General features: G+C 32.6%; 9 protein-coding genes and 1 pseudogene. 6 read left to right on the top strand and 4 right to left on the bottom strand.

The window, feature by feature from the left end; genetic code table 11:
• Positions 1–338 precede the first annotated feature (338 nt).
• A complete protein-coding gene (locus AWE51_RS21100) occupies positions 339–971 on the top strand; it encodes a CPBP family intramembrane glutamic endopeptidase (RefSeq protein WP_066317871.1) in 633 nt (210 codons plus the stop codon).
• On the opposite strand, the gene AWE51_RS21095 is transcribed toward AWE51_RS21100, so the two are convergent.
• The 3 genes from AWE51_RS21095 to AWE51_RS21085 are packed head-to-tail and all read right to left on the bottom strand — an operon-like array spanning position 968 to position 2,859.
• The gene (locus tag AWE51_RS21095; RefSeq protein WP_066317869.1) at positions 968–1,540 is read right to left on the bottom strand and encodes a non-canonical purine NTP diphosphatase; all 573 of its coding nucleotides are present in this window, start codon (positions 1,538–1,540) and stop codon (positions 968–970) included. The genes AWE51_RS21100 and AWE51_RS21095 overlap by 4 nt on opposite strands.
• 46 nt (positions 1,541–1,586) lie before the next feature.
• Complete coding sequence (locus AWE51_RS21090; protein WP_066317865.1) at positions 1,587–2,111, bottom strand: KdsC family phosphatase; 525 nt, start codon at positions 2,109–2,111, stop codon at positions 1,587–1,589.
• Entirely contained in the window at positions 2,095–2,859 is a 765-nt protein-coding gene (locus AWE51_RS21085; RefSeq protein ID WP_066317863.1) for a Rossmann-like and DUF2520 domain-containing protein, read from the bottom strand. The genes AWE51_RS21090 and AWE51_RS21085 overlap by 17 nt, the downstream gene beginning before the upstream one ends.
• A gap of 311 nt (positions 2,860–3,170) precedes the next feature.
• On the opposite strand from AWE51_RS21085, the gene ccsA reads away from it, so the two are divergent.
• Positions 3,171–6,332, top strand: coding sequence for a cytochrome c biogenesis protein (ccsA, locus tag AWE51_RS21080; protein ID WP_066317861.1), 3,162 nt, complete (start codon positions 3,171–3,173; stop codon positions 6,330–6,332).
• Positions 6,333–6,667: 335 nt separating this feature from the next.
• On the opposite strand, the gene AWE51_RS21075 is transcribed toward ccsA, so the two are convergent.
• On the bottom strand, positions 6,668–7,213 hold the full coding sequence (locus tag AWE51_RS21075; RefSeq protein WP_147405054.1) for a hypothetical protein: 546 nt from the start codon (positions 7,211–7,213) through the stop codon (positions 6,668–6,670).
• 344 nt (positions 7,214–7,557) lie between these two features.
• Here AWE51_RS21075 and AWE51_RS26690 point away from each other — a divergent pair, with 344 nt between their 5' ends.
• From AWE51_RS26690 to AWE51_RS27145, 4 genes and pseudogenes are all read left to right on the top strand, one after another.
• Complete coding sequence (locus AWE51_RS26690) at positions 7,558–7,719, top strand: hypothetical protein (RefSeq protein WP_157766188.1); 162 nt, start codon at positions 7,558–7,560, stop codon at positions 7,717–7,719.
• A gap of 90 nt (positions 7,720–7,809) precedes the next feature.
• Positions 7,810–9,765 carry a tetratricopeptide repeat-containing sensor histidine kinase gene (locus tag AWE51_RS21070; RefSeq protein WP_066317856.1) on the top strand — a complete coding sequence of 652 codons (1,956 nt, stop codon included), beginning with the start codon at positions 7,810–7,812 and terminating at the stop codon, positions 9,763–9,765.
• A 16-nt stretch (positions 9,766–9,781) separates the two neighbouring features.
• Entirely contained in the window at positions 9,782–10,450 is a 669-nt protein-coding gene (locus tag AWE51_RS21065) for a response regulator transcription factor (RefSeq protein WP_066318935.1), read from the top strand.
• A gap of 1,260 nt (positions 10,451–11,710) precedes the next feature.
• Positions 11,711–16,293, top strand: a pseudogene (locus AWE51_RS27145) (choice-of-anchor L domain-containing protein); the annotation flags it as partial.

Genomic DNA, 16,293 nt, shown 5'->3' with positions numbered 1-16,293 from the left:
TTGCCCCAAAGAGATTTTATTATGTAAGTAAGTAAAAAAATCTTCGACTTTAATAGGAATAGTGTTAGTTTATCGATAGTATATTGTTTTTCATCGATACAAAAAAGGTGTTTTGGCTAATACCAATTAAAAAATAAATAAAAGCAAGGTATCTTTGGAGTATAAGAAAGATAATAAAAGCATAAAATATAAAAATTTTGATTACCTAGATTGAATTAAACTAAAACGTCAAAAATTACCCCTAATTGAAAAAAACCTCTTGCCCCAAGAGGTTTTTTTTATGGAAATAGGTTTTAGTTCGTTTTTTATATTGAAATTAGTCAAAAAATAGACTAACAATGCATACTAATTTATACAAAGGTTTAGAGTTGTTCATTCTCTTCATTTTACTTCCTGTTAGTTTTTTGATAGAGTACCCTATTATCATTAAGGTTATTGTAACTCTTATTGGATTCATTTATATATTGATTTTATCAAAAAGAGAAGGTGTACTTAAGTTGAAACTCCCGAATAAACAGTTTTGGAGACCTTTTTGGAAGAATATTTTAATAAAGTTATGTATTATAATGATCGTAACAGGAATGTATGTATTCTTTGTTGATCAAGAAAAGTTGTTTTCGGTTTTAATTAAAAAACCACAATTGTGGATTATGATTTTGTTTGTGTATACCTTTCTATCTGTTTGGCCACAGGAAATAATCTACAGAACTTTTTTTTATAAACGCTATGAAGAACTTGTGAAAAATAAATGGTTGTTTATTTTTATTAATGCAACTCTTTTTTCTTTGGCGCACCTATTTTTAGGAAGTTTTTTGGTACAGTTACTTACTTTTGTTGGAGGATTGTTATTCGCCTACACTTTTCAAAAAACAAAATCCACCACTTTAGTATCTATAGAGCATGCTATTTACGGTAATTGGTTGTTTACAGTTGGAATGGGAGAGATGCTTGCATTTCCTGAAGCAGATTAGGAATTCAAGAATTTGATTAATTGCTGCACGGCTTTACCACGGTGACCAATATTATTTTTTTCTGATAGTGGTAGTTCTGCAAAAGTTTGAGTATACCCATCAGGCAAAAAAATGGGGTCATAACCAAAACCTTTATCTCCTTTTTTTTGATCAATAATACGACCTTTACAAATTCCGGTGAATGTTTTTAACGTTCCATTTAATTCTAAGGCGATAACAGTTTTAAACTGGGCATTACGGTTTTCTTTATTTTCTAATGCATTCAAAAGTTTTTCCATATTTGCATTAGCATCTTTTGCTGGGCCAGCATATCTAGCAGAATATACCCCTGGCTCCCCATTTAGAGTTTCTACTTCTAAGCCAGTATCATCAGCAAAACAATCATATCCATAGTTCTCTTTTATGTATAAAACTTTTTGTTTTGCATTGCCTTCAATTGTGTCTGAAGTTTCAGGAATGTCTTCTAAACAGTTAATATCCTCAAGACTTAATAATTCTATAGAACTTGGAATTAAGGCCTTCACTTCTTTTATTTTATTTTGATTATTGGTCGCGAATACAATTTTCATTTATCAAGAGGTAGTAAGATTGTTTTTTTGTTTTACAGTTCTAAAGTTATGCTTCTGCATCAAAATTAGATACCCATTTTTCTTGAACTTTTAGTACTTGTTCTATAACATCTCTAACACAGCCTTTTCCTCCTTTTTTATAAGAAACATATTTCGATACTTCCTTAACTTCTGCGACAGCATCTTGAGGACAACTAGGTAAACCTATCATTTTCATTACAGGAATATCAGGTATATCATCGCCCATGTACAATACATTTTGCATTTTTATATCATGAAGCTTAAGATATTCTTCTAGTTGTTCAACCTTTTGATGCGCCCCTAAATATATGTCTTTAATTCCAAGATTTTTTAAGCGTTGTCGTACCCCTTCGTTTTTTCCGCCAGAAATAATACAAACGTTAAATCCCTGTTGTACGGCAGCTTTAAGAGCATAACCATCTTTTATGTTCATTGTTCGCAATAGCTGGCCATCAGTATGTACTAGAACAGTGCCATCGGTTAACACACCATCAACATCAAAAATAAAAGTAGTAATGTGTTGTAAGTATTCTTTATAACTTTTTTCCATATTTAGATTGTATTGCTTTAGTAAGAGTTTGATATATTTCTTGTTGTGAAGGGTCTGATAATAATTTAAGATGACGAGCTATCGTCTTAGTATCATTTCTCATAGCAGGACCAGTTTGTGCTTTATTAGGGTTTATTTCTAATGCTTTTTTAGCAGTTTCCTGAAGTAAAGGATGTAAAATTTCAAAAGGGATATTATTTTCTTTACATATATCATTTCCGATAGAGAATAAATGATTAGTAAAGTTATTTACAAACACAGCAGAAACATGTAATATATTACGTTGTGCAGATGAGATTTGATACGTTTTTTTTGATAAAAGTAATGCAAGTCTCTCTATCAAGAAAAGGTCTTTTTCTTGATCTCCCTCTATGCAAATAGGAATTTTTGCAAAATCTACAGCTTTATCAGAGGTAAAGGTTTGCAAGGGGTAAAAAACACCTTGTCTATTAGAATTATTAATAGCAATCATAGGAACGCTTCCTGATGTATGTACTACTAATCGATTAGTAAAAGGGAGTTGACTAGAAAGTGTTTTTATAGCATCGTCACTTACAGCCATAATATAAATATCTGCTTCCTTTATGGATGCTATATTTTTGGTAACATTATTTTCATTTTGATCAGGATGTAATCGAACCCCTTTACGATTATAGCATTGTACAATAGTTATAGCTGGTTGCTTATAAAAAGCCTTATACAAATGTTGTGCAACATTTCCTGCACCAAGTAAAATAACCCTAATCATTAGACAAAAGTAAGGAAGTTCTCTTAAAAAGTAGAATAATAAAGTATTGGTTTTTATTATATAAAATACGATATAGTATTTTAATAATTCAAAGACAAAAGGGTTTATATGATCATATCTTTTTTATCCTATTAAATTTCTTGCAAAAAGCAGAAACTTTTTTTTAATGAGCATATAAAAAGCATAAAAAGGGGCTGGTTAGGTATACGATATGCAAACTTCTGTTAAAACCTTTAAATCATAGTGTCATAATATAATATAATCTTGTTAAAAACATTAAATTTGCCGAGCTAAAAAAAAGAAAAAACATTATGCTAGATAAGCTAAAAAGTCTTTTGTTCTCTACACGTTTGATGGCGGTTTTATTTATTGTTTTTGCTGCTTCGATGGGGGTTGGAACATTTCTAGAAGATGCATACGGTACTACGGCAGCAAGAATATGGATATATAATACTTGGTGGTTTGAAGCTATTATGGTGTTTTTTGCAATAAATTTTTCCGGAAATATTTTTAGATATAGATTGTATAAAAAAGAGAAATGGGCCACATTACTATTGCATTTATCTTTTATTTTAATTATTGTAGGCGCTTTTATTACACGTTATATTAGTTATGAGGGAGTGATGCCCATACGTGAAGGTGAAACTACATCGACCTTTCTTTCAGAAAAAACATACATCACAATTTTTTTAGATGGAGAAATTAATGGAGAACCACGTCGTAGAATTATTTCTGAGGCTGTAGAGTTGGCAGAGGCAACTAGTAACGATTTTGTTATAGATACCGATTATAATAAACAACCAGTTTCTATAGCTTATAAAAATTATATTCAAGGAGCCGAAATGGGCTTAGTACCATCTGAAGAAGGAAACAATTATTTGAAAATTGTTGAAGCTGGTGATGGCGATCGTCATGATCATTTTATTGAAGAAGGAGAAGTTTCAAATATTCATAATGTACTAATCGCATTTAATAAGCCAACCAAAGGTGCAATCAATATTACATATAAAAATGATGATTATTTTATAGAATCCCCTTTTGAAGGTTCTTATCTTAGAATGGCTGATCAACAACAAGGGCTTGTGTTTAAAGATAGTGTACAACCTTTAATGTTGCGTTCCTTGTATCAAACTGCAGGAATGCAATTTGTAATTCCTGATCCTGTAATCAAAGGTAGTTATGATGTCGTACCAATTGAGGTTAAAGGTAAAGGGCAACAAGATGCGTTAATTTTAGATGTTTCAACTAATGGAGAAACCAAAGAAATAAAACTACTCGGAGGAAAAGGATACTCAAATGATATGGATAAGATTTCTTTAGGAGGTCTTGATATGTACTTTACATATGGTTCTAAACGAATGGAACTTCCCTTTTCATTAAAATTAAATGACTTTATTGCTGAAAAATATCCAGGTACGCAAAATGTATATAAATCATATATGAGTAAAGTGGATATTATAGATAACGATACATCACGGCCATATGATATTTATATGAATCATATTCTGGATCATAAAGGCTATAGATTTTTTCAAGCTTCTTTTGATCCAGATGAAAAAGGAACGGTACTTTCTGTAAATCATGATAGATGGGGAACGTTAATTACATATGCAGGATATATGTTGTTGTATTTAGGATTAATGCTGATTCTTTTTACTAGAGGGTCACGATTTAAAGATTTAGAAAAAAAGTTAAGTAAGATAAAAGCCAAAAAGAAAGCTTTAACAATAAGTATTACCTTACTAGTAACTACAATTTCATTTGCACAAGACGTACCAGGTCATAATGATCATCTACAAACGTTACCTAGTAAGGCAGAGTTAGATTCTATTATTAAAGCTAACATAGTACCTAAAGAACATGCTGCTAAATTTGGAAGTATTGTAATTCAGGATGAGCGAGGTAGAATGAAACCTGTTAATACATTTTCTTCAGAATTATTGCGTAAAATTAGCAAAAAGGATACGTATGAAAAGCTAAATGCAGATCAGGTATTTGTATCTATGGTTGAAAATCCACTTGTATGGTACAGTGTTCCAATTATCGAAATTGATTGGAAAAATGATAGTATTCGTAAAATTTTAGGAGTTCCTAAATCTGCTAAAAAAGTATCTTTAATTGATCTTTTTGAACCTAGTGGGGCCTATAAGTTGGATCCATATTTAGAGAAAGCAAGTAGCACAAATACACCTAGTCAGTTTGAAAAAGAATTCTTAAAAACACATGAAAAGTTTTATTTATTAAATCAAGCTTTAGGGGGAGGAATTTTAAAAGTTTTTCCTGTTCCTGGAAATGAAGATAATAAATGGGTTTCTGTACCTGAATTAAATGAATTTAAGTTTACGGGTATGGACTCTGTGTATACAAGACAGATTATTCCTATTTATAGACAATCCTTGCAAGAAGCGCGCAAGACTGGAGACTACAGTAAACCAGACCAATATGTTGCTAGTATAAAAAGTTTTCAAAAAAAGTTTGGTAGCGAAGTAATGCCTACAGATAAAAAAGTTAAAGCTGAAATAGCACTTAATAAGTATGATATTTTTAGAACACTATACAGGTACTATGGGATGTTTGGCTTATTACTAATGATTTTTGTAATTCTTAGAATATTTAAAGAATCTAAAATAGTTAAGGTTTTAATTAATGGTACTATAGGTATAGTTACATTGCTATTTATATTACATACGGCAGGATTAATTATTCGCTGGTATGTCTCTGGACATGCTCCATGGAGTGATGCTTATGAATCTATGATTTATGTTGCATGGGCTACATTAGCAATCGGTTTTGCTTTTGGTAGACGCAGTAACCTTACTATTGCCGCTACTACATTTGTTGCTGCCATAATCTTATTTTTTGCACATCAAAATTGGACAGATCCTGCAATTGCTAATTTGCAACCAGTTCTAGATTCGTATTGGGTGCTTATTCATGTTTCTATTATTGTTGGAAGTTACGGACCATTCTTTGTAGGAGCTATTTTAGGAATTCTTTCGTTATTGTTGATGATTTTAACTACAGAGTCAAATAAGAAACGAATGGATCTTAATATTAAGGAAATTACCGTTATTAATGAAATGGCCCTTACCATTGGACTTGTTATGCTTACTATAGGAAATTTTCTTGGTGGTATGTGGGCTAACGAGAGTTGGGGGCGCTATTGGGGTTGGGATCCTAAGGAGACATGGGCTTTAGTTAGTATTATGGTGTATGCATTTGTAATACATATGCGATTAGTACCTGGCCTACGTAGTAGATGGTGGTTTAATCTAGCTTCAGTATTAGCAATTTACAGTGTTTTAATGACTTATTTTGGAGTAAACTTTTACCTTAAAGGTTTACATTCTTATGCAAGTGGAGATAAGGTAATCACTCCAAATTCAATTTATTATTCTGTAGCCGTGCTTATTATTTTAGGCGCACTTTCATATTGGAGGAATAAAGTACACTATCAAAAGATAAAAAAATAAAAGTTCCAAGAGATCTTGTGTTAAAAAAATATGGTTTAATGTGATGTGAACGGTAATTGATAGGGGGGCTATGGCTTATTACAATTCACAAATAGATGTTTTATCTAAAAACTAAGTACTTAGAAAAATTAGCAAAGTGTATATTTAAAAAAGAAGAGAGCAATGTCGACGATGTATATTCTGTTAAAGAATTAATGCCCCTTAATTAAGATGTTTATGTAATTAATTTGTTTTCAAACTAAAATCAACTTAATTAAAACTTTCTTATTCTTGGTTAGTTTATGTATCCAAGTAGTAAATGTTTAGTTCACGTTTTTTTGTTTTTCATTATAGTATCATAAGGATACTATTGTTGTAATTTTTAGAGACGGGTTAATTTGAGAAATAATAGTAATACTTTTTTCATTTCTCTGGATAACCTTTGTCTCTGGTGTTTCTACTATTTCAAACTCTTCTTTAAGAGATCGTAAAGAATCACTTCCTACATTTAAAATTACATTTTCCTCTTCAATTTTAGGTATAGACCTTAGATAAATAGATAATGGTCTAGGTTTAAAATCGATAAGCCAAGCAATTAATTCTAAATTGGCTGGAGTTGTTGACTTTGTTTCTCCGGTTAAAAAATTAACGATAGGTTTAAACTTATCACCTTTTACTCTTTCAATTGCAAACAATCTATTTTCACCTTCTTTAAATTTAAAAAAACGATTTAAAATACCTTGATCGTATTTTTCGTTTCTTCGACTTAGAAGCCACATGCACGCTTCTTTGATTTGTTTGCGGGTCGGCTCTAATAAGTAGCAACTCATTTCACCACCTTTTTCCCTTTTGTACTTCTGCAGGATCTCATCCCTGTAAGTAACACTTGTTTTTCGTTTCATAATTATTTCAGATTTTCGGAATCTTTAGGATTTCTTAGGAATCTTTGGAATCCTTGGAATTCTTCGTTTACAAAGGTCACCACTCTTTATAAATTTACCATAAGAAATTAGTTCCGGTTACGTACTGCTAACATAGTAAATGTATCCGCCTAGTTTTTACGGAAAACCGTAATTATGTAGTCAGTGGTCAATCGGAAAGTTGCCAAATACTACATTAGCGGATTTCAACTTTCCATAGTAAAAAGGAGTACTCCCAAATATTGTAACAGTAATTAGAGATCATGTTTCCTGGAATAATTCCGGCTAGAAACCCCTGTGTTAAATCGAAAAAAAAATAATCAATTATGAAAACCATATCTTATATCCTATTAGCCTTAGTAATGACAGTTAGTTTTACCTCTTGTACATCAGATAGTATTGCTGACAATTTAGAAACCCCAACAGATGAAGTTGCAACTACAGGTGAAGATGGAAGTGTAGAAACAGAGGATCCAGGTGGGAATTAAAATTCCTTAAAAAATAAAGAAGTGTTAAATTTGGTCTATGTAGTGCAAAAGCTGCTATATAGACCAAATTTAATTTAGTAATTTTATGAAATGAAACTTTGGCGTGTCATTTCTTTTATCCCTATTGTATTTGGGATTTTGTTTGTTTTTAATAGTAATAGTGCCTTTAGTCAGGATGTTAATAGAATTTCTAGACAAAAAGCACTAAATAGTATTGCTCAACAATATGAATTAAGTAAACAAAAAACACTTCCTCTGTCGAAACGTTTAGCATATGTTTCTTCTTTCCTTGAAGTTGCATATTTGTATCAACAAGATTCATTGATTTATAATGGATTGATGCAAAAGACCATGTTACTGGGTATGATGAAAAATTATGATAGTGCCGTTATATACTCACATAAATTATATGATTTAGCTGCTAAAAATCAAGATAGCTTTTATTTAGGTATTTCACTAATAAAATTAGGAGTGTATCATAATAAAAACAACCAACTTACCGAAGCATTTAAATACCATAACGAGGCCTTTAAAATTTACAAGGCAATGAAAGATAGTGTTATGGCAGGAAAGAGTTTGCTAAATATGACCAATATTCAAAAAAGTCTTGGTGATTACTCAGGAAATAAAACTACAGCAATAGAAGGTGTAAAATATTTAGAAAATACAGACAAAGATTTACGAAGTCTTTCAGGTTTATATCACGGTATTTCGGTAGCTAATAGAGAGCAAAAAAATTATGAAGAAGCGTTAAAGTATAATGAAAAAGCCTTAAATCTAGGGATAGATAGTGTATCGATTAAAAAAATTGGACAAAGATATATCTTAGTATTCAAGAACACTAAAGCAAATATACTAGCTAGTCAAGGTAATTATAAAGAGGCTGTATCAATTCTTACCCAATTAGAATCAGATGTGGTTGTTAGAAAAAGTATGAGAGAGTATGCTAGGGTAATTGGTAATCTAGGTTATGTCAAGTGGCTTCAGAACCCCAAGAATACTACCTCTGAAAAATTATTGTTACAAGCCAGAAGTATACGTGATAGTATTAGAGATGTTGATGGGCTTATAGCAAGTAATATACATCTTACTAAGTATTATTTGACAAAAAATAAGGAAAAAGCTTTACAATATGCCGAAGCTGCGTATCAAAATGCAAAAGAATTAAATAGTCTAACATCAATTCTAGAATCATTAGGATTTATTTTTCAACTACAGTCTGATAGTAATGAAGAAGCAAAAGTTTTTCATGAAGTGTATATAAAATTGCAAAATATTAATCAGAGTAACCGTGAGATTTATGCAGTAACTAAGTATGAAAACGACAAACTCACGAACGAAAACCTAATTCTAAAAGCAGAAACTGCCAAGAAAGAAAGACAAAAGGTGATTAATCTGTTAGGAACCCTTATACTTATATTGGTTGGTGGACTTGTATTTTATTTATTCAGGCAACGGCATAAAAGAGAAAAAATACGAGATGTTTTTAACGCAGAAACTCGTATCTCTAAAAGAATACATGATGAGTTAGCTAATGATGTGTATAATGTAATGACACAAATACAGAATAATCAACATAGTCATGATGTACTTGATAAGTTAGAAAATATATATAATCGTACAAGAGACATATCAAGAGAGAATAATAATTTTGATACAGGTACACATTATTCTGAAGAATTAGGTAATATGCTAAGTAGTTATAGTACCAACGAAACAAAAATTATTATAAAGGATATTGATATTATCAATTGGCAATCGATTACTCCCGAGAAAAAAATTATTACTCACCGTATTATTCAGGAATTAATGGTGAATATGAAAAAACATAGTCATGCGGCATTAGTCGCTGTAAGTTTTAGACAAACTCCTAAAAATGTTGAAATTACTTATGCTGACACAGGTATTGGAGTAGATAAAAATGAAATTATTTTTAGTAGTGGACTTAGGAATGCGGAAAACCGTATAAAAATAATTGGTGGATCATTTATCTTTGATTCAGAAAAAGGAAAAGGCTTTAAAGCCAATATATGTTTTCCGAATTAATTTAATATTTGAGCATATGTTCGAGAAAGTTTTAGTAACAGAGGACCTTGGTAGTATTAATCATGGTATAGCAAATATTCTTCATGAAAGAACAGGAGTAAAAGAGGTGCAACAAGCCCAATATTGTGATGATGCCTACCTAAAATTCAGACGTGCATTAAGAGATGATAAGCCTTTTGATTTGTTAATAACAGATCTTTCTTTTAAAGAAAGTCATAGGCAAAGAGAACTCGTATCTGGACTTCAACTAATAGATGCAATACGGTTAATACAACCTGACATTAAGGTGATTATTTATTCTATGGAAGATAGACCTGCAAAAGTAAAATCATTTTTTAAAGAACAAAGTATAAATGGTTATGTATGTAAAGGTCGATATGGACTAAATGAATTAGTGCAATCGGTAGGTGAGGTATATCATAACAATACTTTTATATCTCCGCTACTTGCAAATGCGATGAATAAAAATAATGTATTCGAACTCAAAGATTACGATTTACTCCTATTAAAACATTTATCAGATGGATTAACTCAGGAAGAAATCAGAATGTACTTTAAAAGAAACCATATATCCCCAAATAGCATTAGTTCTATAGAAAAAAGATTAAATAAATTAAAGTATAATTTTAAAGCTAAAAATGCAATTCATTTAGTGGCTATGACAAAAGATTTAGGTCTTTTGTAACTAAGCATATTTTAACTTAAAGTACACCAGTTAATGGTTGTTTAATAGATCAGTTATACGCAGAAACAACCCTGCGATTGTAAAACTTTGGCGAGCCAACAAAAGCAGGGTCTGAATAACGATCGATTTAATTTAAACCAATCATTAACTGGATGTTTTTTGAAAACTAATGTATTCAAAATACTATGCATTTTGACGGTTGAATACACTATCCTTACAACCAGATAAAAATATTTTTAAATAGAATTTTCTTACCTTTTATCTTGCACAATATACTAAGAAGCTTTTAATTATTTACGGGAAACCATAAATAATTTATTTGGTTATGAGCCATAATTAATCGATGATAAGTAATAAAATTGTATGATTTACACTGCTAAATCAATAAGAATTAGCATAGAATATACTATTATAGGGAATAATAGCAAATTTTTATGTGGCAAGTAATTTGTTTTCATTTTAAATTATAGCAAATAAAAATACACAAAAACCGTAAAAAAAATGCGGAAAACAAATAGTGCTAATCAAAGTATTATCTATACATTTATTATGTTAAATATTTTAACAGTAAATACAATTTTTAGTCATAAAGATAAGTTGTTAGAAAACATACGATTACCCCTTTTTAACTACAATTTTTGTAGATGTTTCTAAAAAAACTGCCTTTATTCCTTATCGTCCAATGTAATAGTATAAATGATGTATTATCTTATAATGATATATTATCATTAATACTATTTAAAAGAGTTCATGTAGAAGTTGGATGATTGTGCATGAATTTTAGTATGTAAAAGTCATGCCTATCTTTTTTAACCGTTGTCTGAATTTTTGAAATATAAAGTTCATATCTATTATATTTTTAAACAAGAGATATGAATTAGAATGTATTATAAATAAAACGAACTGCAATTGTAACCTTTGGCGAGTCAGCGAATGCAGGGAATCTGAATAACAATAAATTGTAAATCAACCATCATGATTAATACTTACAAAGTAAGTACTGTTGAGCAGGTATCTTATAGTTTCTTCAAGATAAAAAAAACAGTACAACATATAGATAACTTTTTTTTTGAAAGAAAAATGCGAGAAGATAATATTGATTTATCTCAACATTTTGGTAATTCACCTTTCCTATCGGTTGATTCAACGATATTAAAAACCATAGTGTGCAATACACATTAATTTAATTGGTTGTAAACTACTTATTTATAGTAGTAAAGGATCAATAAAATATAAAACAGCATCAAAATTTTATAGTATATGAAAAAAATTACGCTAATCACTTTCTTTATAGTATTGCTATTTAATGGTAAGGAAGTATTGTCTCAAGCTACTTTTACTGCCAATCCCACAGATGTAGCATTGACCACACAACTTGGAGGTACAGGTATAACCATATCTAACCCTACTTTAGAAAATGGAAGTAGGTTTTTTCAATTAGCAACTTTTTCTAACGGTAATGCAGGGGCTAGTCTTTCGATAGATACAGGGGTATTGATGACTACAGGAACTGCTACACAAGCATTTGGCAGTAATGGTACAGCTGCGTTTCCGTCTAACTCGGGTGTCGCTGCTACTGAACAAGTACAACCAACAACGTATAACGATCCCGATATCATTGCGATAGACCCAAATGCTAATTTTGATGTAGTTGTATTTTCATTTGATGTGGTATTGGATCCTAGATTAACAGCATTGTAGATTGTATATCAATTTGGTTCAGATGAATACCCTGACTATGTTGGTACTGTTTTTAATGATGTATTTGGTTTTTTTGTTTCAGGGCCAGGGATAACGGGCTCACAAAATCTAGCATTGGTACCCGGTACATCAAATCCCGTAGCAGTAAATTCTGTTAATGGAGGTTTTTTGGGATGTAATAATGCTAATGCCGGAATAGCGGCACCGGCAGATTTATCGCAATCTGCATTATTTATAAACAATGGTTTTGATACAGCAACTCCTCCTGGACCTCCTGCGACTTGTAATACGAACTCTGGAGCATTTCCCATATTTACAGAATATAATGGTATTACGAATCAGTTTACAGGAACAATAAATGGGCTTACTGCAGGAGTTACGTATAGATTTAAGATTGCCATTGCGGATACAGGTGATAGGTCTTTGGATTCTGCAGTATTTATTAATCAAATTATAGGAACAAATGATATCGATGGTGATGGTACTTCAGATCAGGCAGATCTTGATGATGATAATGATGGTATATTAGATACTGCTGAAAATACATTAAATGTAGATCCTTCGGGAGATGCAGATGGGGATTTTATCCTAAATTATGAAGATTTTGATGATAATGGAACAGCTACAGCTCCAGTTTGCATTGATGCAGACCTTGATGGTATTTGTGATACATTAGATCCAGTTTTTGATTTTGATGGTGATAATGTTTCAGATCATCTTGATCTTGATAGTGATAATGATGGTATTTATGACGTTGTAGAAGCAGGAGGAACAGATGATGATAATGATGGAGATGCTGATGGAGCGCCAGGTAATACTGCAGGAACTATTGGGATCCCTGCGACAGCAGGAACTGGACTCGTACCAATAGAAACCACAGCAGGAACTCCTGATCACTTAAATCTTGATAGTGATAATGATGGATGTAGTGATGCCAATGAGGCATATAGTGATCCAGATGCCGATGGAGGTGATGGCGGTCAATACGGAATGACAGATCCAGCTACAGTAGATGGAGATGGATTAGTCACAGAAACAGGAATAAACTATACTCTAGGTACCAATACTGCAGTAACATTTAGCAGTAACGCCAGTACTTGTATTGATGCGAATACAGATGTAAATTCTATACAAGTTCTTGGTAGTACCGGTGGTTTAGCTATAGCAAATGTTCTGGTTAATGATACATTTGGTGGGGCTACTGCAACTATAGGAACAGTTGATATTACAGTAGTTTCATCATCTGATCCTAATGTAACTTTGAATACAGCCAATGGTGAAGTGAATGTTGCACCAGGGACTGCTGCAGGGACTTATACCATAGGATATCAAATTTGTGAAGCAGGCTCAGCCATGCCTTGTAGTACGTCTTTAATTACAATAATAGTAGATGGAGATTATGATTTAGATGGAATAGGAGATACTACAGATCTTGATGATGATAATGATGGTATTTTAGACACCGTAGAATGTCCTGCAGTTACGGGTACATCGGTTGAAGGCCCAAATCTAGTGTTAAACTCTAATTTTGATGATGGTTATGCATTTTGGACATCAGATTTTAATCGTGGACGAGGTAACGAAGACGGGGGTACAGGTTACCCTTCTACCTCTGGTAATACTTGTCTAGATCAAGGGTGGGTAGCGATTTCTCCATACAATAGTACAGATGGTCGTTGTAACACGTATTATTCATATCCTAATACTTTACCAGGAATACCTGATGGAAGTGTATTAATTGTAGATGCCGATCAAACAGGAGCAAACGTATATTATACGGGTGGACCTGTACCACCAGGGACTGGAGGAGATGTTGCATGTGATGCCAATTATATATCTTTTACCGATGGTACACCAGGTACATTGGCGAATCCTAATAATACGTTATATATAGATCCAAATGATGATGCAGGAGAAAGTTATTGGAAACAAACTGTCCCTAATATTGAAGCAAACTCGACATATGTTTTTAGATGTTTCATATATATAGTAGAGCAAAACCCAGAATTAGCTTTTATTATCAATGGAGCTACAATATTTAATAGTCCAGTGGGCGATGGTTCTGTTGGTCAAGAAGGAACATGGCAAGAAGTAGAGTTTAATTGGAATTCTGTAGCCGTATCTGGAGCTGTAACTATAGAGATAGCAAATACACAAGGAGGGTGCTTTGGAAATGACATTCGTTTAGATGATATAACACTAGCCAAATTATTTGCAGATTTTGATGGGGATGGTATTTCAAACTGTAGAGATATAGATAGTGATAATGATGGAATTCCTGATGTTGTAGAAGCACAACCTACCAGCGGCTATATACCACTACCTAATAATGGAGTAGTGGGTACTAACGTAGCTGCCAATGGTATTCCTAACGGATTTCCGGCAATTGGATTTACTCCTGAAAATACAGATGGAGCAGCTGATGAACCTGATTATTTGGATCTTAATTCAGATGATGAAGGTGATAATGATACTATAGAAGCAGGTTTTACCGCAGCAACAAATACAATTGATACGGACGGTGATGGATTGTTAAATCAATACGATGCCAGCCCCACAGATGCTGCAGGAGCAATCGATTATGATGATGATCAAAATGGAGGTTCTTTAGATTTACCGAACAATCAGAATCCAAATACTATAGAGGTAGATTATAGAGACAATACGCTTGGATTAGATACAGATAATGATCAGATTATTGACTTTTTTGACGATGATGATGATAATGATGGTATTTCGGATGATGTTGAGTGTTTTTTATCTTCTACTTCATTAGGTTCAACTACTCCATATGCAAATTCCTTAGAAACTTTTTTATTGCCTACGGGTACAGTACTTAATGCCGGTCAATCAATTAATAGCTCTGTCACATTACCAGATGGAAGTGTAGTAACTGCTACAATTACAAACAATCCAGGTAGTGTTTCTATTAACTCTATTGAAACAAATGATGGACGACCTGCAGGTCTGTTTCTTGGACTAACAGGTAATGGAACTCCACCAAATACAGACGATGGTTTTCGTGGAGTAGGAGGTTCTCAAGGAGGGAGTTATACTTTAGTTTATTCATTTGATAAACCTACTAATGTATTTTTCTTTGATGCAGAAACAAGTGTAATGGAACCTTCTCAAGCAATTACAGATGGAGATCCTTTTGAGATACTAGATATACGGAATGATGCTTTTTTCGATTTTAATGGATTAGACCCTAGACTAGTAAGCACGCAAACTTTAAATATAAATACAACTAACACGACTGTTGCAGATGCACCTGTAGCAATATTTCTTTCAAGGAATACAACACAATTGACATTCAATATAAATCAACAGCCTGGTGGTTTGACAGGAATTGGTGTAGGTGCGTTTAAATTTGTTTGTTTAGATACCGATGACGATGGTATTCCGAATAATTTAGATTTAGATAGTGATAATGACGGTTTATATGATGTTGTCGAGACGGGTAACGGTGCCTTAGACACAGATAATGATGGAGTTATTAACGGTAGTGTAGGGTCAAATGGTATTCCTGATACTGCAGAAGATGGGGGCGTAGATGGAGCAGGAGTAAGTAGTGCACCTACTGATACTGATGGTAATGTAAATGATGGTCCTAATTATTTGGATATTGATTCAGATGATGATGGTATTCAGGATAATATTGAGGGTCAACCTACGGTTGGTTATATCGCTCCTATTGTAGATAACCCAGCTACACCATTAATTGATGAATCAGATACTGACGGTAATGGAGTAAATGATGCTTATGATACTAACGGTACTGCATTGGATCCTGATACTGTTGATATCGATGGTACCGGTGGTGGTGATTATATAGATACCGATGCTGATGGCGATGGTATTCCTGATGCTACCGAGGCTTATGATACCGATGGTGATAATGTTCCGGATACCTTACCTGCAAATGCTGATAGTGATGGAGATGGTTTAGATGATAATTATGATACAATTGATTTAGGTACTACCCCCGCAACGAATGCTACCGATGGAGGGGAGTTAGCAACAGATTTTCCAGATGATGATAATGTAGGCGGTGATAGAGACTGGCGAGATCCTTTAGATGCTGATGGCGATGATATTGCCGATAATGTAGATTTAGATGATGATAATGATGGTATTCCAGA

Source organism: Aquimarina aggregata, assembly GCF_001632745.1.
In the GTDB taxonomy this organism is placed as follows: Bacteria; Bacteroidota; Bacteroidia; order Flavobacteriales; family Flavobacteriaceae; genus Aquimarina; species Aquimarina aggregata.
This window is presented reverse-complemented; position numbering and strand designations above follow the sequence as displayed.

Excerpts from the sequence above, each read along its gene's own strand:
- AWE51_RS21100 (WP_066317871.1), top strand. The coding sequence starts at position 339 with ATGCATACTAATTTATACAAAGGTTTAGAGTTGTTCATTCTCTTCATT.
- AWE51_RS21095 (WP_066317869.1), bottom strand. The coding sequence starts at position 1,540 with ATGAAAATTGTATTCGCGACCAATAATCAAAATAAAATAAAAGAAGTG.
- AWE51_RS21090 (WP_066317865.1), bottom strand. The coding sequence starts at position 2,111 with ATGGAAAAAAGTTATAAAGAATACTTACAACACATTACTACTTTTATT.
- AWE51_RS21085 (WP_066317863.1), bottom strand. The coding sequence starts at position 2,859 with ATGATTAGGGTTATTTTACTTGGTGCAGGAAATGTTGCACAACATTTG.
- ccsA (WP_066317861.1), top strand. The coding sequence starts at position 3,171 with ATGCTAGATAAGCTAAAAAGTCTTTTGTTCTCTACACGTTTGATGGCG.
- AWE51_RS21075 (WP_147405054.1), bottom strand. The coding sequence starts at position 7,213 with ATGAAACGAAAAACAAGTGTTACTTACAGGGATGAGATCCTGCAGAAG.
- AWE51_RS26690 (WP_157766188.1), top strand. The coding sequence starts at position 7,558 with ATGAAAACCATATCTTATATCCTATTAGCCTTAGTAATGACAGTTAGT.
- AWE51_RS21070 (WP_066317856.1), top strand. The coding sequence starts at position 7,810 with ATGAAACTTTGGCGTGTCATTTCTTTTATCCCTATTGTATTTGGGATT.
- AWE51_RS21065 (WP_066318935.1), top strand. The coding sequence starts at position 9,782 with ATGTTCGAGAAAGTTTTAGTAACAGAGGACCTTGGTAGTATTAATCAT.